Here is a 23,831-nt window from a genome sequence, read left to right on the forward strand (position 1 = left end):
GAGAAGGGGAAAATTCCCTGACGCCCATTCGCAAGAACCCAACGGGTATACGAATAGTTTAACGTCTCTCTTACTATCGGAATGTTCGCAATTTACTTAAGAATTAAGGGGGGTATGATTGCAAAAATTCGGTGGGTCCTTATCCCCGGCGACACCTGGTGCATCCAAGTACGTGTACGTGGGATCGGTTGGGACGTTCAAACATTCGAGCAATAAGGTAATCCTTAGGGGAAAGAATCGCTTTACACACCGGACAGGATCGGTCTACAGAACCTTCCAGGCAATAGGGGCACCCATAGATGTGCATAATCCGGTCGCTATTTCCCATGGCAGGGAATACCGATGACTTTACCCGTTCCCCTTTCATGAGGCGGGTTCCGCAAACTGGACAAGTTCGGGGATCGCCCGCTTTCCCCTTTGTAGAAACCCCACCTTTGGCTTTTTTTCGGGAAAGCGTAAAAAAAAGATTATACCCAAACCAGAGAAGAAGGATAGCAATAAGAACTTGCAGGAATAATTGGACGATGGTAAACATCGGCTACACCTCATCTTCGATTTTACCTTGGCTAAAGCAACAAAAGACGGTATACTTTTTGCGTGTCCATATTATATGTGATTGCCACCCCTATTGGGAACCTGGGAGATATAACTATCCGCGCCCTGGAAACATTAAAGAACGTGGACCTTGTGGCATGCGAGGATACCCGCCAGACCGCTAAACTGCTCCAGCATTATCAAATATCGGTTCCCCTTATCTCATGTCGAGCGCAGAATGAGTTAAAAGTAGCCCCCCGTGTTATATCTATCCTGAATGAAGGGAAGCTTTGTGCCTATCTTTCCGATGCGGGGACCCCAGGAATGAGTGATCCGGGGGCTTTGTTGGTTAGGGCCGTGCTTGAAGCGGGGCATGAGATTATCCCCCTTCCAGGTCCTTCGGCTTTTGCAACCCTGCTGAGTGTAGCCGGGGGGCTTGATAAGACGGTTACCTTTGAGGGTTTTGTATCCCCAAAAGGAGGAAGGCGGCGAACTCGGTTGGAAGAGCTTATGGAACGCAAAGAAGCGTTTGTTCTGTACGAGTCTCCCTTTCGTATAGTAAAGTTATTAGAGGATGTTGCCGATATAGATGGTGAACGATATGTATGCGTAGGCCGAGAAATGACCAAGTATCATGAGGAATACCTGCGGGGAAGGGTTACTGAGGTACTTGAAAAACTCCGGCAGAGGGGTGATCAAAAAGGTGAATTTTCGGTATACATATCTGGAAAGAAAGATAATAAGATATTACAATAAAAGATGCCCCAGAAAAGAACTGGGGGGGAAGGTAGGGGTTGTACCATGATGATTGATAGAATTGGTTCGATAGATCCCGTCCAGGGAAACAAAAAGACAGAAAAACCCTCTCAGGTTCATAAGAATGTTTCGAGTGACTCGGTGTCCCTTTCACACGAAGCAATAGAAAAGGCTGAGTTATATCAGGCCCTGGAGATAGTTTCCTCTGTTCCTGATAGCCGGGCAGAGAAAATTGCGGAGTTGAAAAAGAAAATAAACGATCCCGACTATCTTACCCAGCAGGTGATAGAGAAGACCGCCGATGCCATTATGGAATCGTTGGGTATAAAATAGCATAGATGGTGGATTTTGTTTTTAAATTAGATCCAAAAGTAATCATAGGGACGGACACCATTAATTGGATCAGTAAGGTGATAGAGCCTTATGGTAATCGTGTCATGGTGGTGACCGAACCGGTTCTGTATGAAAATAACGTTATTGATAGGGTAAGCCAGGTCCTTTCGGAAGCAAATATTGAATTCATCGTGTTTGATAATGTTCCACCCCAGGCCACTGCCCAGGTGGCGGAAGAGGTTGCAGAACTGGCTCGCGCTGCCCGATGTTCAGTAATCATCGGTCTAGGTGGAATAAAAACCCAGGCAATCGCAAAAATAGCATCCCTTGTCTTTCCTGCAGGAACCTATTTGTTTGATATTCTGGATAACGAGATCCGGCCTTCTTCTTTTTTGCCTTATGTGGCGGTCCCTACCAGTGGGCGGGATCCCTTTTTATTTGCCAATTCCTGTGTTGCGGTGGATCCTCGGGATCGTTCTGTAAAGCTCGTCGAAACCCCGGAATCTCTCTGTGTGGCTACCATTCTGGATGAAAATGTATCCGAGTCCCTTTCGGAAAAGTTCGCCGCCACCACCGCCTTTGATGGCTTTCTTATCGCCTTTGAGGCCTATCTTTCTACGAAAATAAGTTTCATTGGTGAAGCCCTCCTAGAACGGGCCTTTGTGCTGTATCGACAACTGTTTGATTCTTTTTCCACGAATAAAATGGGGGATTTAGGGAAAATTTCTTCTCAGGCAGGGTTTCTGACTTCCCTGGGGGCTTCAGTCAGTAGCCCCGGGATTGGTACGGCCCTGGCCTATGCTTTAAACGCCCGTTTCCCGGTAGCAAAATCCTGGTGCTCCACGATTTTACTGCCCCATATTATGGAGTTTTTACTATCTGCCCGTCCAGAACGACTTGCCCGTATAGCGGAGTTGATAGGAGAGCCCACTGAGGGCGTTTCGAAATCTGAGGCGGCCCATATGGCTATCGAGGCGATTCGGCGCTGGATGGGGATACTCCAGGTTCCTGCCCGTCTAAAGGATCTTGATTTAGTCCTGGAACGACTTGTCCCGGTGGCCGAAACCGCCCGAGCCCTTCCTTTTGTAGCCTATAGCCCTCGTCCTATTACGGTTGAAGAAACCTATGAGCTTTTAAAAGAAGCGTATTGACCCTATGATTCCTCTTTCCAAATTAGCCCGCCTGCCCCTGCATCAACAATTCCGCAAAATAGAAAAGCAATGTGCCTTTTGGGAAGCCCATCCTGATCACCTGTATTCCCATATCCCATATCTGGAAGAAATGCTAGCCCTGCTTCTGAACCCTTCGGTGTCCTCCGATTCTCAAGAGAAGCGGTTCTCCTCCCGTGAGGAAGAGGGTATTCGTTCTGTCTATCAATACGTGAAAGGGATAAGAAATCTTAGTAGAGCCGAGACAGACAAAAATGCCCTTATTCGGAACGTAAACCAGTTACGGCATATTCTGTTACAGGTTTTAGGTGTTTCTGTGGCGGATTGGGATTTTATGGACCCCGAGGGGAACATTGATGTTTCAAAACGTCGGGTATTCTCAGGGGTGCACCTTTATCTAGATGATGTGCGGTCTCCGTTCAACATTGGCTCCATTTTTAGAACCGCCGAGTCCTTTGGAGTAGAAAAAATCTGGCTTTCTCCATTTTGTGCGGATCCCAATCATTCCCGGGCAGTACGGTCTGCTATGGGGTGTATCGAAATAGTTCCCTGGGAAAGACTTGATAGCCTTGAAAAGAAAAGAATTTTTTTTGATGGATGCCTCAGGGATAGGGTACCTCTTTTTGCTCTTGAAACGGGAGGGACAGCTCTTTCTCGCTTTCCGTTCCCTCAGAAAGGAATCATGATAATAGGCTCAGAGGAATTAGGGGTTTCTCCAGAACTCTTGACACTTGCTGATCGTTCCCTTGGCCGGGTAAGTATTCCTACCCTTGGGGCTAAGGGATCATTAAACGTAGCGGTCGCCACAGGAATTGCTGTGCAGGCCTGGGCCTCTTCTTTGATTAGTGATTCTGGGTTTCCCGTTTAAAGCTTTCGGAGAATCGCTGGAGTAAAAGTTCGATTTGTTTTTCATTCCCGATACCAAACGAAGTAAGAACACTTTTCTCCAATTGATCAAAGGTAATGTTGCCGTTTTCGTATTCGCACAGCATGTTTGCTAAATAGACTGTTTCTACGAGGTCTTTAAACTCTGGCGGAGCTTGGTTGGGTTCATGGTGGAGACGAATGGCGGTGATAAGATTGTCGGGGAAGTTCCATTTTTCTGCAATCATGGCGCCGATTTCTGCATGGTTCATCCCTGCAGCCAGGTCTTCAAAAGTGGCGGCAGGAATTCCCTTTTCAGCGAAAAAACTACGAATTTTCTGCAGTAGGTCGGGGTGGACGGTGGAAAAAATTATCTTCCCCATATCGTGGAGAATCCCCCCCACGTACACATCATCCAGGAGATTCTTATCTTTTCTGAAATTTTTGGCCAGATTATAGGCATAATAAGCGGTCTTGTATGAATGTTCCCACAGCGCCTTTTTGTCTGAGGTGTCTTCTCCGAGAATTTTCTGGGTCCCATAGGAATAAAGGAGATTCTTGATGCCCCGAATACCCACCAGCTTTACTGCTTCGGAAATGCTGTCTACCTTTTTAGAGAGCATGAACTGGGCCGAATTCACTACTTTGAGGAGATCCGCCGTCATGGCAGGATCCATGGAGATATGTCGGGCGATATCTGCCATTTCAGAGCGGGGGTCGTTGATAAGCTTCTGAATAGCCACAATGTTTTCGGGGAACTGAGGAAGGGCGGTAATCTGATCGACGATCGCTTTGGAAAGGATGGATAGATTTTCTACCCTTGTTTTGTCCATGGGGATAGAGATTCGGGCTATGGTTTCGGTTTCTCCTGGGATGATATCAAAGCAATCTTCATCGAGCCCTATTTTTTTGAGCATCAGAATCAGGATTACAAGCCCTAGACCGGCTCCTTCTGAATCATCCAGAACCTGGGTGAGGGCTTCTTCCAGTGTATGGTACTGACGAGAGCGGGCAAGTTTGTCGTGAATTCGAATCAATTCGGTTTTAGTGATGACCACATTGTTTCGTACTTCTAAAATGATGGTATGACCTTTTACCTGAAAGAGTATTTTGATATAAAGGCCCTTTTCTTTCTGGAGCTGCAGGTAGTGGCCAATATTGTTAAAAGTATCCTCTTTAAATGAGGTTATCCCTTCTTTATATTCCTGAGGGATCGTAATATCGAGACCCCGCTCCATAAAGTACACCCGTTTAGTATTGGCCTTTTTTGCGTTAACCGCCAGCTCCCGGATGCAGTAGGCAAGGTAATCCTTAAGATGCTGTTGCCCTAGCTCTTTAAGGAAGGCTTCCAGTACCTGCTCAATGTAGAGTTCTATTTCATGGGGAAGGGTGTAGGTGGTGATGGTAAGCGGCACCCCCGAGATAATCGCTTTTTTGATTCTCGCCTGGTCGATAGTAAGTTCCTGCGTTTGACTGGTGGTAGCCATGGTACTTTCCTTAATCAAGGGCTGTTCTCCTTATGGGCTGCTTCTATCCTTTCTACACTATAAAAGATATTAGCATAATTCGCAAGAATTTTTATTTAGTCTTGGCACTGGGCAATTTTAACCTTGAAGGTAAACTAAAAGTCTCACTGGCCCCTATTTTAGGTTTCAAATGTGTGAATAACCTCAGCCATCCGTCGCAGTTCCTGAGAAACCGCGTAGTTTACGGTTCCTGGGGGGAAATTCCCATTTTTATCCAGCTCTCCGGCGGGATTACCCGTAAGGATTTCTAGAGCCTGATCTATAGTTTCTACCGCATATATATGGAATAGCCCCTGTTGTATTGCTTCTTCTACCCGCTCGTTAAGAATAAGATTCGCAATGTTTCGTTTGGGGATTATCACCCCCTGGGACCCTGTAAGTCCCCGTTTTTCACAAATAGCAAAGAAGCCTTCTACTTTCTCCGAGACTCCACCCACGGGCTGCATATCTCCAAGCTGATTGACACTGCCGGTCATTGCCAGATCCTGTCGGAGGGGGATGCCGCTAATAGCAGAGAGAATAGTGCAGAGCTGAACCGCCGTCGCCGAATCTCCATCAATAGGGGTATACATTTGTTCAAAACAGACACTGGCCGTAATAGAAAGGGGAAAATTGCGGGCATATCGACTCCGGAGATAGCCAGACAGAATAAGCACCGCCTTGTCGAAAATTTCTCCGGAAAGCCCCGATTCTCCTTCGATATTGATGACTCCTCCATCACCGGGAGCAACCCGGGCGGAGACCACCACCGGAATCCCATAGGCGTAGTATCCCCGGTCGTGGACAGCGATACCATTAGCTTTCCCTACGGCGGTTCCTTCAAGCTGGATGATAATCTCGTCAGAGAGAATCATGGCCTGCAGGGTTTCTTCCGGCAGGTTGTAGAAATTCTGTTTTTGTTCCAGGGTATACCGGACTGTTTTGCTATCAATAGTTGCATACCCCTGTCGGCTTGCATACCAGCTGGCTTCCCGCAAGAGGTCTACCACCAGAGAAAACTGGGTGCTGAGCTTCTGACGATGTTCTGCCTGGCGGGCACTCCACCGAAGTATGGCACAGAGTCCTTCGCTTGTAAGAGGGAGTAGGTGTTCTTCATGAACAACCCGTTGTAAGAACGAACAGTAAAGTTGTTCTGTTTCGGGGAGCCGGGGCATAGTATTGCTAAATTCGGCACAGATTTTAAAAAGTTTTTGAAAATCCGGGTCCTGTTGGTAGAGAACATCATAGGTCATTTCCCCACCCATCAAAATGACTTTGACATCTATTTCGATCGGTTCTGGTTTGATTATAGAAGGGGGACTATAGGGGTTGGGTTGATTCTGAATCTCCGCAATGCCGCTCTGGAGAACCCGTTTAAGGTAGGTCCAGCTTTCTTCTTCGTCGAGAATATCCTCTGCCCGGAGTACAAGGATTCCCCCCGCGGCCTGAAGCAGACTCCCGGAGCGGATCCGGAGATAGGCCGTACGGAGGTCTTCCTGGCCGCTCAGGGGACTTTCGATACTTCCAAACAAATTGGGTAAGGTCGGTCGGTTTTCGAATATAACAGGAAGTTCGGTGGTGGTACTACGATCGACGATGATGTTTATCCCATAGCGGGAAAGAAGGGACGTATGAGAACGACGGGAGTTCTGTTCTTGTCCGCCCCGATCTTTTAAAAACAAAGAAAGATGGGAAAGAATGTCTTCTTGAAGGGTGGTAATCCACTGGTTGATTTTGGGTGAAGGGTACGTTTCTTTTAGCCGGCCAAGGACCGTTTCTATAGGATGGCGAAGCATTTCCCGGGTGAGTTCTGTAATTTTTTGATCAACCGTAAGGCGGGACTGCCGGAGATCTTCAAAGATATGCCGCATCCGATCCATTAAGCCATAGTATTGTTCTCGAAGGGTATTCCATTCTTGAGGAGAAACCTCGCCACTCGCAACCTGACTTTGGAGCTCTTCGAAAGATATAGGCTTCCCTTCTTTTACAGGAAGGAGTTCGGTGCTCTGTTCTTCTCCATCGTTAATCTGTACTATCTGAAAACCCGCAGTAGTTGCCTCTTGTTCAAACATACTCAGACGGCGATTCTCTTCTTGTTCAAAGGAAGAAAGGAGCAGGCCCTTTTTGTTTTTGAATTCTTCGCTTTCACTGTGTACAAGGATGATCCTTTTGATTTCTTCTATGGTATTATGGAGATCCTGCTTGAACTCCCGGGCTTTTCCTCGAGGAAAGGTTAACAGGATAGGTTCGGTGGGGTTGGTGAAATTAGATACGTACGCGTAATCCCGCAGATGTTCTAGGGAAGGTTTATATTGGGAAAGGGCCCGTAAAAGGGCGGTACGTCGTCCTGTTCCGGGGGCGCCTTGAATGTATACATTGTAGCCCTTTGCTTTTATTCCTAATCCAAGGGATAAGGCGGCAAGGGCTTTGCCCTGCCCTATGATGGTTGCATCAGAGGCCGGGGGAAGGTTTTCTATTTTTATAGGAAGAATAGAGAAGCGGATCTCTTCTGGTGATAATTCATAAGGTTGTGTGCTCATTATCAAGTTGCTCCTTCTATTGTTATTCCCACGTTATTTTACTAATATATGATATACTGATACAGAGGTTAAACTTTTTGCAATAAGCCGGTAATGGCGCCGGAGGAAGGAGGAAAACATGATTGCGGCGGAAGATATAAATGGCAAGATATTGTTCCAGGATGGGGATCATCAATTTATTTGGCTGGGGGCCGATCCTGAAGCAGTTTCGGGGGTAGTTCAAACTAATCAATATCTTATTATAGAAAAAGGGCGGGGAATGCTGTTGGATCCGGGTGGGGTCCATCTCTTTGCCCGGGTGGTGGCCGTGGTAAGCCGCTATATTTCGCTAGACAAAATAGAGGCAATCTTTTTTTCTCATCAGGATCCGGATGTTTCATCTGGTATTGCTCTCTGGTTGGGGGTTACGTCGGCTAAAATATATGTAAGTAGTCTCTGGCTACGGTTTCTTCCCCATTTTGGGATTGTGGACCAAAGCCGGGTAATAGGTATCGAAGAGCATGGAAATACCTATAAGCTAGCAGGAAGTAGTACCATACAATTTATTCCGGCCCATTTCTTGCATTCTACCGGTAATTATTCTGCCTTTGATGAAAAATCCCGGATTCTGTTTTCGGGAGATGTGGGGGCTGCGGTGTTTCCTCCCGGAAAAGAACAGTTGTTTATTGAAGATTTTGACCAGGCCCTTCCCTATGTGGAGCCCTTTCATAAACGATACATGGCCTCTAATCGGGCCGCTCTCCAATGGATAAAGCGGGTTCGTCCCCTTAACCCCATTATGCTCGCTGCCCAGCATGGAGGGGTGTATAAGGGAAAGGGGGTTACCGAGTTTCTTGATTGGTTTGAGCGGCTTTCATGCGGTATCGATATCATAGAAACCATTTATAAATAGGGGCCTGCCATGGAAAGTATGCCGTTTGATAACAACTACGTTGCTATCCGTCATTTTGCAAAGGGATACCACAAAAGTGTGGTCCTGAATTCGGTAACCTTAAAATCCCTGGATATCATTAACTATAATCTGGAACGTATCGGTACGAGCCTTTCGGCTATTGTGGCGGCCTTTGAAGAGATTCGGGCCACAAGCCAGAACACCTCCCAAAACGCCGATAAAATTGATTCAATGATGGATAAGATCCTGAATAAAAACGCCGTTACGGGAGAAGAGATTTCAAAACGAGTAGAAGATATTAATAAGGCCGCCGATGGGGCCAATAGAATAGCAACCCTATTCCAAGAACTAGAAGAAAAAGCAAAAAGCATTGCCTCCGTTACCGGTTCTATCCAGGATGTTTCGGACCGGACCAATATCCTTGCTATCAATGCTTCAATAGAAGCTGCCCGGGCTGGTTCGGTGGGTAAGGGCTTTCGCATCATTGCCAATGAGGTTCGAACGCTGGCGGGTCAAACCGGGGATTTTGCAAAAACTATCGAAAAAACTATCAACGAGTTCGATGGGGTAGTAAAGGATATAACCGCCGAAATTCAGGGCTTTGTAACCATGCTGGAATCTTTTCGAAGGTCCTTTACCACCGTTCTGGAAAGTTTCCGGGCTAATGCGCAGAGTATCGATGAAGCGGGCGCCTTCTTGAATCAGATTTCAGGGTCTATCCGGGAAGAAACCCTGGCCCTTACGGAGGGCCTCAATTCTCTTGAAGCGGTTTCCTCTTCATTAAAAGATAGTCGGGTGGTATTCAATGCGCTCCTTAAGACCTATATGAACCTTGATAAGCTGCTCGAAAAAGGGGAAAACCATTAAAAATGGATTTGATTCTCGTAGAAAGTATTGTGATTCTTTGTGCTTTTCTCACGTTGATACGCCCTTTCGTTAAGTCCTTTCAGGATATTGAAGGAACCCATTTTCTTTCATTTTTTGGCTCCCTTCTTCTGATACTCATTTTTGTGGTGTATGGTTTTCGACCTGAGCTTGTTCCGCTGAGTATATTTGTCTTTTTTTTATTTCTTACGGATATCCCGGGTATTATTCGAATATGGCGTCACTTAAAGTACGATGATTATGGAGAGGGTTCCCTAGTCCTGCGCGGTCTAGCCCTGCTTGTGCTGGTAGGGGTAAGCTTTATAGCGATTCGGTATGCGCCATTTTCTGAACAAAAATCGGATTTTGCGTCGCTTTTTACGAAAAAACAACTCCCCACTACAAGTGATATTAATCTTTTTGTTAAGGAGGCCATCCCGACTGCGCCCGTAGTTTTAGTGGCCCCCCCGGTGGTAGGCTCGGCAGAAAGTCTCTCTTCTCTTCTTACAATCCTCTGTGAGCGGGGCTTTACGGTAGTGACCTTTAGACAGGAATCGGTGGACCTTTTCCCGTTCCTATCGGGATCGTTAAAAGACCGAAGACGACAGGGAAACCTTTTACAAATAGGAAGTGCCCTTTTATTGGGAGAACACTGGAGTGTGGCTAATCAATTAGGGAAGGAATTAGTGAAAAAGCGGGAGGCGGCTTTAAAAGCGGTTTTTCCCTGGGTGTATCAGCAATATGTGCTTCGGCAGGAAGGACTTGAGGTTCCCTTTTTTTGTATTGCCTATGATGTTTCGGCAGAGGCCATAGAAAACCTGTTCCTCAGAGGAGAAATAGGAGTTTCTCGGACAGGACCCCTGATGGGTGGTTCAGAAAAGGTTGAACTGCCCCACGAGGAAAAAAATCAAAGCGAGGTAGCCGTGGTACCCCCCTCCGAGGAAAAGGGAAAAACCTCTTTTTTGAGGGCCCTTGTATTAGTAGAAAAAACGACCTTTACTTCGTATGTTTTTGAAAATCTGGATGATCAAGAAAGCAATAATAAGTGGCAAAATGTCTTTAAATCCTTCTCATTTGGTGTAAAAAAGGAAAGGCAAGAACAGAAGGAATTACCCATACCGGTTTTATTTGCAGTTTCTGATAGGATTACGTCCGAAAAGGTCCGTCACTCCCGGTATTTCTTTGTGGAAGAAAACATGGCTCAAAATTCATATCCCCGGCTCCTGGTGGCGGTGGAAGGGGCTGGCGTATTTGATTATTCGGATATAGTTCAATTCTATCCTTTGCTTGAACTGTTTTTTCAGGGTACGGGTAAACGGGTTATCACAGCGGGATATTATCCAGAAACGCTGGGGAACCTCATAGGGAATTTTTTTGTTAATTTCCTGGTTCCCCCCTGGATTGAGGGCATACAAAAAGTGCCTGTTTATGGTAAAACTTTTGTAGAAACAAATCGGTGGTGGAAACAACCGGGAAAGGAGCTCATAGGAATACCATGAATACCTGCGAACTGGATCGGTATTTTCGATCATTTTTAAATCTGGAGAATTTTAGTGGTATCGATGACTCGTTGAATGGTCTTCAGGTAGATAATGATGGGAAGGACATCAATAAAATCGCCTTTGCGGTGGATGCCTGCCAGGAAAGTTTTCAGTTAGCCGCTCAGCGGGGCGCAGGCTTGCTGTTTGTTCATCATGGTCTTTTCTGGGGTAAGCCCCTTGCGGTAAAAGGTAGTTTGCGGTCCCGCCTGGAGATTCTTTTAAAACATAATGTGGCATTGTATGCGGTGCATCTTCCCCTGGATCAACATCCGGAGGTGGGGAATAACGCCGCTTTAAGTCAGCTTCTTGGTCTCGAAAACCTAGAACCTTTTGGCTCGTATCATGGCAAGAAAATAGGCTATAAGGGTGTTTTTTCGAAACCCATTACTATCGAAGAGGCGGTGCAGCGAATTAGTTTTATGAATAGACCGCCCCTGGGGGTGTATCCCTTTGGAAATCGAGAAATTCATTCCTGTGGGGTTGTGTCTGGCGGTGCCCCCTGGGAAGCCCTTGAGGCAATCGATGAAGGGTTGGATTTGTATATAACCGGAGAGATGTCTCACAGCCTGTACCACTATGCGTGGGAAGGAAAATTAAACATGATAGCTGGCGGTCACTATTCTACGGAAGTCTGGGGGGTGAAGAAGGTGATGGAGAAGGTGGCCCATGATACGGGCCTGGAAGTGGAATTCTTAGATATTCCCACGGGCTTATAATTTAAAAGGAGTGATGGAGATGCACCTAGGGCAACGGAGTTTCTTGCGAGAAAAACTAATACCTCTTATACTTGGCGCTTTTGTGATTCTGGCGGACCAGATAAGCAAAGCAATAATTGTGCACTATTGGCCCAAAGAAGGAACTTTTATTACGGATGTCTTTAATAACGGCTTTTTGTGGATTATCCATGTGCGCAATAAAGCCATAGCCTTTAGTATTGGGGAAGGGTTACCAGACCTCTGGCGTACCCTCTTATTTATTTTATTCCCCTTAGTTGTACTTGCTCTTTTATTGGCGTATTACTTTAAAACTGATGAATTCACCTTTTTCCAGCGCTGGTGTGTGGCCGGTATTATCGGGGGCGGACTGGGAAACCTTATCGATAGAATTGTACGCCCCGCCGGGGTGGTAGACTTTGTAAGTGTAAATGTATATGGTTTTTTAGGTTTTTCTCGCTGGCCCACCTTTAATGTGGCCGATGCTACGGTGGTGGTATGTGGGATTCTGTTACTGGGGTCTATGCTTTTTAAGCCCCAACCTCGTAAGGGAGAAGCCTCATGAATAAGAAAGCAAATACCATTTTTTTTATGTTAGGGGCAACTATTTTTAATGTGGTAATAACCGTTGTTTCTTTTGTCATACTATTAGTGATTTACGGGAAATGGATAGTACCCCTCTTACCCGCTGAGTCTGCCCCGATGGGGTTACCCCTTGTGTTTGTGGGAGCCATCGTTGTTTCTTTTGTGGTTTATCGACGTGCCCTCAAGTGGTTTATGAAGCGGGTAGATGTGGATAAACATTTCGATCCCCTTTTCAGAAGTAAAAGGTCGGTACGGCGAGACTAAGGATGGGGATATCGCTGGGTAAACTAAAGGAGATCAGTAGCCATCCGAAAGGGCCCGGTTGATATCCCGTTGATAGAGTTCCTGATAGATGAAACTGCGGGTCTTAAGTTTTTCTTTTATGGGTTGGGCAAAGGGAATGTAGCGCCAGAAAATCCCCCGAACTTCCTTGTCGAGTTTCTGAATTGCGTCACTTTCTTTAGTTATCCAGAGAATATAATCCTGGATAAAGTATTCTTTTACATCGCCCTTAAGCTTTTGAGCCTGGAACCACTGATAGTAGTTCCCTGTAAGCCCTTCTTCCATCCAGTAGTAAGAAGCCTTTTCTTTTGCCACCTGCCAGCGAAGGTCTCCCACCGCCGTAAGGAGCGCCAGGGTCAGACTTTTAGGATACATTGGGATTGCAAGGCGGGCCCGACTCGTGGCTCGATTGTACCGATCAAAGGGTTCCCAGCAGATACCGTAATCTCCATAGGTAGGTATAAGGATAAAATACGGGACGATTCGGTGGAGTTTGTTTTTATAGCTCCGACAGAAAGCTTCAGGATCTATAGATTCTAACCAGGCGAGCTGTTTTATAAGGTTTTCCCGGGTCGCAATATCGTTGGGACCACTACGGAAATACTCCCGGGTAAGGATAGGAAAGTGGTTCCCTTGTCGGCCAATGGTCATTTTGGCCATCTGGCGGACTGTGTCAAATTCAGTGTCTATAGCGCGAATATCGACTGCCACATCGGCTCCCGCTGCCCGGACCTTTTCTTCCAGGGTGTGCACATCTGCTTCGGCCTGGGAGTATTCTTTCATAAACTCCGATAATTCCCGGTCCGATTTGGCAATACTTTTAAGCAGTTCTTGAATATCGGTAAAGATTCGTTTTTGTGCTTCTGAATATGTAGAAAACACATTAGCTAATCCCGGTACGGGGGCATGGTCGCATAGCTGTTGGCATCGCTGAAGGAGGGTCTGTTCTAAGCGGGACCGTTCATCACTTTTGGCCCGCAGTAACCCCAGGGCTGCATCTCGCTTACCTACTGCCTTGTCCAAAAGCTGTTTTAGCCGTAGTTGTTCATTGGTTTTGGCCACCCGTACTTCGTCGGTGGTAGAATTTTTTATGACCCCCGTACCGATAGCTTTGAACCATTCATCAAGATAGTAAATGGGTTGGCCCCACTCATTGTTAAGAAGAATTTTCCCAAACAAGTCCCGGTCTTCAGGGGTAAGAAAGGTGGGATGTAAAATACCGTACCGTAAAAGAAATTGTTTGGCCAGGGGGAGCTTACCGGGAGTTCGCCGAGCGATCCCTGAAAGGAAGTCCCAGTAGGCGGTCACAATTTGTTGACGGTATACTCCCCGGTCCTTTGGGTCTTTGGTGGTTAGGTATTTTTGTAAAATGGTGTGGAGCCGTTGGGCCTTATCGCCTTCGCCGGAAAGGGCCTGCTTGTAGTATTCCGGGTCATTAAGGATAGGGTTGGGGGCTGCTTCGTATTGCCTGGTGATTTCTGGAAAGCTTTGCTGGGTTAAATCAACCTGATCTGCTTCCCCTGCTTCAATTTCTTCTTCCCCAAAAAGGGATTTAAAGTCCGGTGTTCCCGAAGACTTTTGAGGGGTAGAATTGTTTAGATTGAGGATATTAGCAAGTTCTGGATCCAGATCTCCTTCAAACATGGCATACAACTTGTTTAATTTTTTGATGATGGAGGTGAGGGGAATTGAACCCCTGACCTTTTGAATGCCATTCAAACGCTCTAGCCAACTGAGCTACACCCCCATATGGTTACTTCAAAAGGATATATGCACTATACTTAAAACAAACCGAGATGTCAAGGTAACAAGAGAAATAATGGGGGTATTCGTGGGATGATTGTGAGTGTGAGCAGGAGAACCGATATTCCCCGTTTTTATTGGGATGATTTTATCAAGGCCCTTGAGCGAGGATGGGTTGAGGTGACGAATCCCTTTAACCAGGCCCAGCGCCGGATTGTCTCCTTACAGCCCTCTGCGGTTGATGCCCTGGTTTTCTGGACCCGGGATCCTGAGCGGATCCTCGCTGATGCCCTCTGGCTCGAAAAAAGGGGCTTCTGGTTTTATGTGATGGTCACCATCACGGGGTACCCTTCGCTTCTGGAGCCGAACCAACCAAAAGAGGAGGCTTTGTTTTTTTCGCTGGAAAGGCTTTCTCAGTTGCTGGGAAAAGAGCGGATTATATGGCGCTATGATCCCGTTTTCCTTTCAAATATTACCAATTATCAGTTTCATCAAGACAATTTTTCTCGTCTTTGTATGGTAATGGGCAATCTGGTGCAGCGAGTAGTTATTAGTTTGTACGATCCCTACAAAAAAGCGCAGAAACGGCTTCAACAATGTGAAGCAAAGGGGCTTGAGGTTTTTCCCCTCTATACTTCAGAGGGGGAAAACCCACAAGGGGAACTACAGGAACTGTTGGGGTATTTTCGGGATTGTGCCGTAATGAATGGGCTTGATATTCGCAGTTGTGCTGAAGGTCCCTGGATGGAAGCGCTAGGAATAGGGCCAAACGCGTGTATTGATGGGGACCTCATAAAACGATTGGCTGGTTGCGAGGGAAAGGTTATAAAAAAAGATCCCTATCAGCGGCCGGGGTGTCGTTGTGTTTCCAGCGTAGATATCGGTCGCTATGGAACCTGTCAGGCCCGCTGTGTGTATTGTTATGCCTGGTAAGAGGAGGATGGGTTATGAAAATTCCCGCCGATTGGCATCCCAGCAATCCCCGATTTCGGTCCTTCTATGGGTGGGACGAACAGGCAGGACGATGGGAACTTTCCCTGGTTCCTGTGGATGATGGCGATTTTGTGGCCTGTCATTATTTTACTGCTGCTCAGTCTGGAAAAGAACCAAAGGGAACCCTCTTTATTATCCATGGATATCTTGAACACACGGCCCTTCGCATGCCCCTCATTCTGGAAGCCCTCCGGGCAGGATGGGATGTGGTGGGGATGGATCTTTTGGGACATGGTTTTTCTACCGGGCCTGTGGCGGATATTGATTCATTTAATCGATATGGAAGGGCCTTTCGTGAGGTTCTTCGTTTTCGGGAATGGAAAAAACCCTGGCGTTTTGCAGGACATTCAACGGGGTGTGCCACGGCTCTCCTCTGTATAAAAGAGATAGGCAATCCTTTTGAATGGGTCTTGCTTGAGGCGCCGGTGATTCGGACCTTTCTGTGGCAGCCCACAATGGTGGCAAAACGCTTACTCCGGGGCGCTATAAATACCTTACCCCGACGGCATGCAGGGATGGCCCGCAATAAGACCTTTTATCGCCTTTTGTTTAAGGATCCCCTGTATATCGGTGAGGCACCGGTGCATTGGTTTGATGCCCTTGAACAGTATGAGGCGGATAGCCGCAACTGGGGGAAAATAGGAGGTTATTTTTTAATTCTTCAAGGCACAGCAGATACGGTGCTGGATTGGAATTATAACATTCGTTTCTTGCGCGATCACCTTCCGGAATCGGAAATTGTGTTGATTAAAGGAGGGCATCACCATTTGCTGCGAGATGAGGGGCCAGCAGGGAAAGAGGCCCGAGAGGCGGTTCGGCAACGCTGGTAGATGAAGGGGCTTGCAGAAACAATTTTTATGTATTGTGTTGCTTCTCTGGTTTCAGGCCCGGGAGATCCCACTGCGGAGGTATTTTGGTAGGTCTTCCCTGGGAATCGACAAAAGCCCAGTGAACCCGGGCCTGGCAAATCAGGTCCTGTCCCCGATATATTTCCTGGGCCATTACACCGCTTACCGCTCCTTTTTTTTCTGGCCAGGAGATTATTGTAAGTTCGTCATCGAGGTAGGCGCTTTTTTTATAGTCAATTTCTATGCGGGCCACATACAGACCGTAGCCCGACTGAATTACTTCAAGGTAATTAAAACCTACTGCTCTAAGGTATTCATGGCGGGCATATTCCAGGTAGTTAAGATATACCGCGTTATTTACATGGCCATAGGCATCACATTCATAGGTCCGAACCCGGAGCGTACAGCTATGTTTCATGGTCCTATTGTAAAAAGGTGGCATAAAATCATCAAGATGTTATTAAAAAGGGTATTGTCCCTTAGGGATGAATACTGTATATATATGCAGATTTGTTGAAATTATATGTAATTTCTCACCCTTCTTTGGGAAAGGGGCAACGTGGAGTAAAAGGAGGATTTTTCATGTGGGGAACGATTAGCGCCTTTGTGGTGTACTTAGGGGCCATGGTTGTTATTGGTGCCCTCTATGTGAAGCAAACGGGGAGTGTGTCGGATTTTTTCCTCGGCGGTCGACGCTTAGGGCCCTTTACGGCGGCTATCAGCGCAGAAGCCTCGGATATGTCGAGCTGGCTCCTGATGGGACTGCCTGGGGTGGCATATCTTTTTGGAATTCAAGAGGCCCTCTGGACGGCGGTAGGTTTGGCGGTAGGCACCTATCTTAACTGGCTTCTCGTGGCCCGGCGCCTGAGAAAATATACCTTTCATGCGGGGGATGCGATTACCATCCCCGAGTTTCTGAAGAATCGGTATAAGGACGCTTCCCATGTTTTGCCGGTGGTTTCTGCTATTTTTATTTTGATCTTTTTCGGAATATATACCGCCAGTGGTTTTGTGGCGGTGGGAAAGCTCTTTAGTTCTGTTTTTGGTCTACCCTATATTCTTTCAGTTTTAATTGGGGTTCTTGTAATTCTGGCATACACCTTACTGGGTGGGTTCCTGGCGGTATGCAGTACCGATGTCGTTCAGGGGCTTCTTATGTTTTTTGCGTTAGTGATAGCTCCCATTGGAGCTACCCTAGCCTTGGGTGGCCCTGGGGTAGTGGCGGAACGTATAGCCACTTTGGGAGAAACCTATATGAACCCCTTCGTGGATCCTTCAGGGAAGCCCCTTTCACTGCTTGTCTTGCTTTCTACCCTTTCCTGGGGGCTTGGCTATTTTGGGATGCCCCATATTTTGGTGCGATTTATGGCGGTTCGCTCTGATAAAGATATGGTTATCTCTCGGCGGGTGGCCATGGTATGGGTTATCATTGCCATGGGTGCGGCTATTCTGGTGGGACTCGTAGGCCGGGTGTATGTGCAGCCGGTGTTAGAAGGTGCTAGCTCAGAAACGGTGTTTATTAAAATGATTAGTGGCCTCTTCCCCTCTTTTATTGCAGGGATTTTCCTTTGTGCCATTTTGGCAGCTACAATGAGCACCGCCGATTCTCAGCTTCTGGTTACGGCTTCCGCCATTGCAAAGGATTTTTATCAACCCCTCTTAAGAAAAAATGCATCTGAGAAGGAAATCGTCTTAGTGAGCCGCCTTACTATTTTGATTGTTGCCCTCGTGGCCTTTTTTATGGCCCTTAATCCTAACTCAAGTATATTCCGCCTGGTAAGCTATGCCTGGGCAGGTTTTGGGGCGACCTTTGGTCCCATTATGCTTTTTTCTCTTTTCTGGAAACGGACTACCCGGAATGGAGCCCTGGCGGGCCTTATTGTGGGGGGCCTTACGACGATTATCTGGAAACAACTTTCGGGGGGTATTTTTGATTTGTATGAGTTGCTTCCAGGTTTTATTATCGGAAGCTTGGCTATCCTTGTGGCCAGTCTGTTAGATAATCCTCCGAGCAAAGAAATTGAACAGGAATTCGAATTTGTTCACAGTACCAAATAAACTGTTTGAGTATTGCCCCCACTGTGGGAAATCCACTCCGGAGTTTAAGGGGGGACACTATGTTCTCTGCTCATCCTGTGGGTTTCAATATTTTCATAACGTAGCCACCGCAGTGGGGGCCCTGCTCATCATTGATAACAAGCTTTTGCTCCTGGAGCGGGCCCAGGAGCCCCGGGCAGGGAAACTTGCCCTGCCGGGGGGCTTTGTGGATCCCGGGGAATCTCTGGAAGAAGCACTGCGACGGGAATGTCAAGAAGAAGTAGGCCTTATCCTTGAAGAGGAACCCTTACAATTTGTGGCATCTTTCCCTAACCAGTACCTGTATAAAGAGGTGTGGTATAACACCTGCGATGTGTTTTTTCGGATTTTTCTTAGCCGGGAAAAGATAGCCTCTCTTAAAGCAGACCCTGCTGAAGTCCGGAGTCTCCGCTGGATAGAGGTGGATAAGATTCCCGTAGAAGAGCTTGCCTTTGAATCTTCCCGGAAGGCGATAGAATATCTCAAGAAAGGGTGTTGAGGGTTCAAAAAAGCAGGTTTATACTAGCCCTGTGAAACGGCTTTTAATTATTTCTTTATTTGTTTTTGGTTTTCTTTCGCTTCTCACCCTTTCATTTTCTATCAGTTTAATGTTGGGTCTGGGACTTCGAGATTCCCTTATCGATTCCCAGAACCCTCGGTATCATTTTTCGGTATACTTACCTGATGCGGAAAACTCTTTTTTTGCTTCTATCAAGAAAGGAATGGAAAAGGGGGCTGGCGAATACCATGTGGCCATTTCGTATCATTCTATCAATCCCGTAAAGCTTGAACTGCAATATGCTTCTTATACCGGGGTAGATGGAATAATAGTGTGCCCTTATCTTGATGATGCCTTTGCAAAAGCCCAGATCGAAAAAATTTCAAGCCGGGCTATCCCGGTGGTTTTGATTAATCACATGATTGCCCCTGATCAGCCCTGGCCCTATGTAGGGCCAAACAGTTTTGATATGGGCAAAAAAATAGGCTCCCGCCTGAGAACGGTAGACGGCCCCCTGATACCAGCCATTGTGTATAGCGAGAAATCTCCGGGGATTTACGCGGAACGGGAATTGTTAGAGATGGGGCTTACCCTTGCGGTAGGGAATCGGCTCACTCATCCGGTGTACCGTTTGTATACTACCACAAACCCCCTGGATGCGGAACGGATCGTGTATCGTTTAAGTCGGGAACATCCTTCCGTTAATATTCTCATATTTACGGATGCTCGGGATACGATAGCGGCTACCCAGGCCCTGATAGACATGAATTTAGTGGGCAAAGTGCGAATTATTGGTTTTGGAGAAGAAGATGCGATTCTTGATTTTATTCAAAAAGGGGTCATAGAAGCTACGATAATAATCAATCCTGAAAAAATAGGATACGAAGCTATCCGTTCCCTTTATGAATTAAAAGCAGGGGGATATACCTCTACCTCGGTGGATACCGGGATAGAACTTGTTGGCGGAGTTCGTAAATGAAAAAGGGAGTGGGTAATTCCTTTAGGGTTCAGATGGTTATCAGCGTTTTTGGTGTTTTTGCGCTTTTAGTGGTTTCTACTACCTATATTTTATTTTCTACTATTCGTATTCAGTCAATCATCGAAGAAAGTTTTGAAAAAGAACGGTACTTAAAATCAATCCAGGAGGCCCTACAAAAGTACCAGGGACCGCTTTTAGAATATTTATCCAGCAGGTCTTCCAATGCCTTAGCGCAGCATCTTATAGAATCGCAGAATCTTAAGGATCGCTTACCCGACAATTTCCCTATTCTGAAAGATCCGGGGGCTTTGCGAGAACGGGAATTATATATACTTATCCAATCATACCTGGAGCTTGCCGAAAAAGCGGTGGAATTAAAACGGGGAAGGAACATCGAAGCCTATATCACCCTGTATGATGAGTTATCAAATCTTCTCACCTATATTAATAATGAAATAGAACGAATTAATTCTGAGCGTTTTAGAAATCAAATTGATCAGTTTGGGATTTACATAAATCATTCTCGCAATATTTTACAATGGAATTTGCTTTTTATTATTTGTATTTCACTCTTTTCGATTTCTTTGTTGTTGCGATCGGTGGAAAAAATGACCGCCCCGATGGTGCACCTTTCTGCTATGGCCAGTGAGCTTTCATCAGGGAATTTTGCTATTGAAGATATCAAGATGAGTTCGATCCATGAGATAGACCGGGTGGTGGCTGCCTTTAACCAGATGAAACATGAAATTGGCCATTACATCGAAGAAATTAAGTTGCAGGAAACGATAAAGCAGGAGTATTTACAGGAACGAATGCGGAACTTAAAAATGCAGGAACTCCTTCGCAGAATGGAAATTTATACCCTTCAATCTCAGATGAATCCCCACTTTCTGTTTAATACCCTGAACACGGGGGTGCAGCTGGCTATTATCGAGGGAGCCGAACGGACCAGTGAATTTATGGAGAATTTGGCGCTCCTGTTTCGTCATAACATTAAAAACAAGGAGAGTCTTGTTCCTTTACGCTATGAAATAGAGGGATTACAATATTATTTTTATATACTTAAAATTCGTTTTTCTCATACGCTGCACCTGGTTCTTGATTACCCGGAAGATATTCTTGATGCCTATAAAGTGCCTGTTTCAATATTACAACCCTTGGTGGAAAATAGCATAGTTCATGCCTTTAAGAGTAAGGAAGATCAAAAGGAAATTATTGTCCGGGTAGAAAAAGATGCGGATTATATAATCCTTAACGTGATTGATAATGGGTGCGGTATGTCAGAGGATACCATCTATAAGCTTTTACATCCACTTCCAATCGAAGAATCTTCTACTCGTATTATGGGGCTTGAAAATGTTATCCAACGTCTTCGTTTTTATTACCCTGAAGAACCGGAAGTTATTTCTATTAAAAGTAGTCCCGGAGAAGGTACCCATATCACCATAAAAATCCCGAGAGGAAAAGAGCCATGTATCGAGTATTAATTGTGGATGACGAGGAACCCGTCCTGGAAAGTTTTTCCATGCTGTTGGAAAAAGAGTCTCCTGCTTTTGCTGTAGCAGGAAAAGCCAGGACAGGATACGAAGCGCTTCGTCTTATCCATGAATTACGGCCTGATGTGGTTTTCATGGATATTAATATTCCAGGTATTGATGGGATTAAAGTAATTGAAGAAGTCCACCTGGTGGTGCCTGAAACGGTTTTTATTCTTTCTACGGCCTATGAACGTTTTGATCTTGCCCAGCGAGCTTTACCGTTGGGGGTTTTTGCATACCTTGTAAAACCGATTTCCAGAAAAATTTTTCAACAAACCCTTGATGCGGTAAGGCACCATCTGGAAAAGCGACAGAATCAAGGTATGCAAAAAAATATCAATCTCTTAGAACGCCAGTTTATGTCAGAAATAATCTGGAAACCCATGAAAGAAGAAGAATGGGAACATTATAAAGAGCTTTTTAGTCTGGTGTCGGAAAAGGGTTTTGTTGGTATTGTAGAAATTGAAAAGTCGGCTAATGAAATAGGTGAAAAGATAATTCAAAAATTATTAATCCACCATCGTTGTTTATTTATTATTCAGACCCATCGACTTGTTTTTCTTGTGCCTGAGTCAGTAGATCTTGCTCTTTTTAAAAGGGAATTCATTCGAATTTTAGAAGAGCTTGAGGTAGATTCCCTTCTGATGTATGGGATCGGTAACGTATACTCGGGCCCAGAAATTTACAAATCCTGTGCCGAGGCTCTGGAAGAGATTCGAAAAAATAAAAAAAACAAAGATGTTTTCATGAAAGAAAGAATAAAATTTCTAGAGATTCGCAGAAAAATAGGTATTGCTCCTCTGGAAGAAATTCAAGGATTGGTTTCTGATTTATGGGTAGAAATAAATTCTGCCTATCCTTTTGATGTGGCAAAAGCAAAAATAGCTTCGTTTTTTACTCTTCTTATTGATGATTGCAGCAGCGTTTTTAAAGGACAAGAAGATATAGTTGTTCCCTTTTTTCCTGTAGAAGAGATAATGAAGATTCAAGATGATAGGGAATGGTACCAATGGAGCGCCCTTTCGGTGCCAAAATTGTATCATTGTTTTTCTTTAAACCGTAAGGTACATTTTCCGCTTCCTTTAGTTAAGGCACTCAATTATATTAATGAGCATTTTACCGAGCCGCTCCAATTATCCTCTGTGGCAGAAGAAGTACAGGTTTCTCCTGCGTATTTAAGCCGTCTTTTTTCAGACTTTCTTCAATCTAATTTTGTGGATTATGTAACCCAGTTACGGATGGATCGGGCGGAAACACTTTTAAAAACCACTGCTTTAAGTATTAAAGAGATTGCTTTTCAGGTTGGTTATCAGGACCCTAATTATTTCAGTAAAATTTTTAAGAAAATCAAGGGTGTTTCACCGTCTACGTTTGGGAGGGAAGAGCAAGAAAACAAACAAAATGTGGAATGAAAGGAGGGGCAAATGAAACAGTGTAGATGGCTTTGGAAGATTGGTGTGACCGTATTATTAGTAGTATCTCTGGTTATTTCTTGTGATAAACAAAAGGACCATAATAAAGAAAAAAAATTGGTAATAGGTTTTTCGGTTGCTACTGATACCTTTATCCTTGAACGCTGGAATAAGGATGTTAAAATATTTAGTGGGGCTGCGCGAGATTTAGGGGCAGATGTTATTGTGCAACTTTCTGCGGGAGGCACAAAAGAACAGATAGCCCAGATTAAATATCTTATTCAACGGCGCATCAATGCCCTGGTGGTGATCGCCCACGACATGGAAATGATAGCAGGGGTTATAAAACAGGCAAAGGATGAGGGGATTCCGGTGATTGCCTATGACCGGATGATTTTAGGAATACCCATAGATGCCTATGTATCCTTTGATAATGTGGAGGTAGGTCGTTTATTTGCCCGAGCCCTGACTCGAGCAGTTCCTCGAGGAAATTATCTCATTGTCAATGGATCGGTGCGGGATAATAATAGTTATCTTGTGAATCAGGGTGTTTACGAAATTCTTAATCCCTTTATAAAGACGGGCCAGATAAAGATTGTACGGGATATCTGGCTTGATGAATGGAGTTATGATGAGGCCCTGGAAAAAATCGGCAAAGTCTTTGAGGAAACCACCAGTATTGATGCAGTTTCCTGTGGAAACGACCAGATTGCCAGTGCGGCTATCCAGAATCTGGCAGAGCGCCGCCTGGCAGGAAAGGTGGCAGTGGTGGGCCAGGATGCGGACCTTATTTCCTGTCAGCGGGTGGTGGAGGGTACCCAGCTTATGACGGTGTATAAACCTATTGCCCGGCTTGCAAGCCGGGCGGCCTATCTTGCGGTATCCCTGGCAAAGAAAGAAATTCCCTCTCCACCGGATACCTATATGGATAATAAAAGCGGAACTCCAATCCCTTCGTACATAGAAAAACCTATCGCGGTATATAAACACAATATGGATGAAACGGTCATAAGAGATGGATTTCATTCTAGTTCTGATGTGTATCGAAATATCGTAGAAGTAAAAAATTGACATCAAAATATTCTAGAAGAGAGGTATTAAAAAGGACGTGATATGAAGAGAGTACAGAAAAATATCAAAATTTTCCCGTATACGGAATTTAAAA

General features: G+C 45.5%; 23 protein-coding genes and 1 tRNA gene. 18 read left to right on the top strand and 6 right to left on the bottom strand.

What is annotated here, in order from left to right; translation table 11 throughout:
• Positions 1-139 precede the first annotated feature (139 nt).
• Entirely contained in the window at positions 140-535 is a 396-nt protein-coding gene (locus C5O22_RS04915) for a hypothetical protein (protein WP_132780083.1), read from the bottom strand.
• 62 nt (positions 536-597) lie between these two features.
• On the opposite strand from C5O22_RS04915, the gene rsmI reads away from it, so the two are divergent.
• The 4 genes from rsmI to C5O22_RS04935 are packed head-to-tail and all read left to right on the top strand — an operon-like array spanning position 598 to position 3,660.
• Entirely contained in the window at positions 598-1,290 is a 693-nt protein-coding gene (rsmI, locus tag C5O22_RS04920) for a 16S rRNA (cytidine(1402)-2'-O)-methyltransferase (protein WP_132780084.1), read from the top strand.
• A gap of 45 nt (positions 1,291-1,335) precedes the next feature.
• On the top strand, positions 1,336-1,623 hold the full coding sequence (locus C5O22_RS04925; RefSeq protein WP_132780085.1) for a flagellar biosynthesis anti-sigma factor FlgM: 288 nt from the start codon (positions 1,336-1,338) through the stop codon (positions 1,621-1,623).
• 5 nt (positions 1,624-1,628) lie between these two features.
• Positions 1,629-2,774, top strand: coding sequence for an iron-containing alcohol dehydrogenase (locus C5O22_RS04930; protein WP_132780086.1), 1,146 nt, complete (start codon positions 1,629-1,631; stop codon positions 2,772-2,774).
• 4 nt (positions 2,775-2,778) lie between these two features.
• Complete coding sequence (locus C5O22_RS04935) at positions 2,779-3,660, top strand: TrmH family RNA methyltransferase (protein WP_132780087.1); 882 nt, start codon at positions 2,779-2,781, stop codon at positions 3,658-3,660.
• Here the strand turns inward: C5O22_RS04935 and C5O22_RS04940 are convergent.
• Complete coding sequence (locus tag C5O22_RS04940; RefSeq protein WP_132780159.1) at positions 3,635-5,143, bottom strand: HDOD domain-containing protein; 1,509 nt, start codon at positions 5,141-5,143, stop codon at positions 3,635-3,637. The genes C5O22_RS04935 and C5O22_RS04940 overlap by 26 nt on opposite strands.
• A 158-nt stretch (positions 5,144-5,301) precedes the next feature.
• Positions 5,302-7,701 carry a Lon protease family protein gene (locus C5O22_RS04945; RefSeq protein ID WP_132780088.1) on the bottom strand — a complete coding sequence of 800 codons (2,400 nt, stop codon included), beginning with the start codon at positions 7,699-7,701 and terminating at the stop codon, positions 5,302-5,304.
• 121 nt (positions 7,702-7,822) lie between these two features.
• Between C5O22_RS04945 and C5O22_RS04950 the strand changes: the two genes are divergently transcribed.
• The 6 genes from C5O22_RS04950 to C5O22_RS04975 are packed head-to-tail and all read left to right on the top strand — an operon-like array spanning position 7,823 to position 12,560.
• The gene (locus tag C5O22_RS04950) at positions 7,823-8,593 is read left to right on the top strand and encodes an oxygen-binding di-iron domain-containing protein (protein WP_486389487.1); all 771 of its coding nucleotides are present in this window, start codon (positions 7,823-7,825) and stop codon (positions 8,591-8,593) included.
• Positions 8,594-8,602: 9 nt separating this feature from the next.
• Positions 8,603-9,460, top strand: a complete 858-nt coding sequence (locus C5O22_RS04955; RefSeq protein WP_132780090.1) for a methyl-accepting chemotaxis protein — start codon at positions 8,603-8,605, stop codon at positions 9,458-9,460.
• Between the two features lie 2 nt (positions 9,461-9,462).
• Entirely contained in the window at positions 9,463-10,956 is a 1,494-nt protein-coding gene (locus C5O22_RS04960) for a hypothetical protein (RefSeq protein WP_132780091.1), read from the top strand.
• Positions 10,953-11,714, top strand: a complete 762-nt coding sequence (locus tag C5O22_RS04965; protein ID WP_132780092.1) for a Nif3-like dinuclear metal center hexameric protein — start codon at positions 10,953-10,955, stop codon at positions 11,712-11,714. Before C5O22_RS04960 ends, C5O22_RS04965 begins: the two co-directional genes overlap by 4 nt.
• Before the next feature lie 19 nt (positions 11,715-11,733).
• Positions 11,734-12,276 carry a signal peptidase II gene (gene lspA / locus C5O22_RS04970; protein WP_132780093.1) on the top strand — a complete coding sequence of 181 codons (543 nt, stop codon included), beginning with the start codon at positions 11,734-11,736 and terminating at the stop codon, positions 12,274-12,276.
• Complete coding sequence (locus tag C5O22_RS04975) at positions 12,273-12,560, top strand: leader peptide processing enzyme (RefSeq protein ID WP_132780094.1); 288 nt, start codon at positions 12,273-12,275, stop codon at positions 12,558-12,560. The genes lspA and C5O22_RS04975 overlap by 4 nt, the downstream gene beginning before the upstream one ends.
• Before the next feature lie 33 nt (positions 12,561-12,593).
• On the opposite strand, the gene C5O22_RS04980 is transcribed toward C5O22_RS04975, so the two are convergent.
• Both C5O22_RS04980 and C5O22_RS04985 read right to left on the bottom strand, forming a co-directional pair.
• Entirely contained in the window at positions 12,594-14,222 is a 1,629-nt protein-coding gene (locus C5O22_RS04980; RefSeq protein WP_132780095.1) for a hypothetical protein, read from the bottom strand.
• 29 nt (positions 14,223-14,251) lie between these two features.
• Positions 14,252-14,325: transfer RNA gene (locus tag C5O22_RS04985), tRNA-Ala, on the bottom strand.
• Between the two features lie 89 nt (positions 14,326-14,414).
• Here C5O22_RS04985 and C5O22_RS04990 point away from each other — a divergent pair.
• A complete protein-coding gene (locus tag C5O22_RS04990; RefSeq protein ID WP_132780096.1) occupies positions 14,415-15,254 on the top strand; it encodes a DUF1848 domain-containing protein in 840 nt (279 codons plus the stop codon).
• A gap of 14 nt (positions 15,255-15,268) precedes the next feature.
• A complete protein-coding gene (locus tag C5O22_RS04995) occupies positions 15,269-16,144 on the top strand; it encodes an alpha/beta fold hydrolase (RefSeq protein WP_132780097.1) in 876 nt (291 codons plus the stop codon).
• A gap of 25 nt (positions 16,145-16,169) precedes the next feature.
• Here the strand turns inward: C5O22_RS04995 and C5O22_RS05000 are convergent, their stop codons facing one another.
• Positions 16,170-16,580: an acyl-CoA thioesterase gene (locus C5O22_RS05000; protein ID WP_132780098.1), complete on the bottom strand. Its 411-nt coding sequence runs from the start codon at positions 16,578-16,580 to the stop codon at positions 16,170-16,172.
• A gap of 164 nt (positions 16,581-16,744) precedes the next feature.
• Between C5O22_RS05000 and putP the strand changes: the two genes are divergently transcribed.
• From putP to C5O22_RS05030, 6 genes are read left to right on the top strand one after another with little or no spacing between them, the layout of a single operon-like run.
• Positions 16,745-18,220 (top strand): sodium/proline symporter PutP, encoded by a 1,476-nt coding sequence (putP, locus tag C5O22_RS05005; protein WP_132780099.1) that lies wholly within the window; start codon positions 16,745-16,747, stop codon positions 18,218-18,220.
• On the top strand, positions 18,201-18,737 hold the full coding sequence (locus C5O22_RS05010; protein ID WP_165910407.1) for an NUDIX hydrolase: 537 nt from the start codon (positions 18,201-18,203) through the stop codon (positions 18,735-18,737). The genes putP and C5O22_RS05010 overlap by 20 nt, the downstream gene beginning before the upstream one ends.
• Positions 18,738-18,768: 31 nt before the next feature.
• Positions 18,769-19,716 (top strand): sugar ABC transporter substrate-binding protein, encoded by a 948-nt coding sequence (locus tag C5O22_RS05015; RefSeq protein WP_243692870.1) that lies wholly within the window; start codon positions 18,769-18,771, stop codon positions 19,714-19,716.
• A complete protein-coding gene (locus C5O22_RS05020) occupies positions 19,713-21,203 on the top strand; it encodes a sensor histidine kinase (RefSeq protein ID WP_132780101.1) in 1,491 nt (496 codons plus the stop codon). Before C5O22_RS05015 ends, C5O22_RS05020 begins: the two co-directional genes overlap by 4 nt.
• On the top strand, positions 21,188-22,666 hold the full coding sequence (locus tag C5O22_RS05025) for a response regulator transcription factor (protein ID WP_132780102.1): 1,479 nt from the start codon (positions 21,188-21,190) through the stop codon (positions 22,664-22,666). The genes C5O22_RS05020 and C5O22_RS05025 overlap by 16 nt, the downstream gene beginning before the upstream one ends.
• 12 nt (positions 22,667-22,678) lie before the next feature.
• Positions 22,679-23,737, top strand: coding sequence for a substrate-binding domain-containing protein (locus C5O22_RS05030; protein WP_132780103.1), 1,059 nt, complete (start codon positions 22,679-22,681; stop codon positions 23,735-23,737).
• Positions 23,738-23,831: the final 94 nt, after the last annotated feature.

Origin of the sequence: Treponema sp. J25, assembly GCF_004343725.1 — a bacterium.
Classification (GTDB): domain Bacteria; phylum Spirochaetota; class Spirochaetia; order Treponematales; family Breznakiellaceae; genus J25.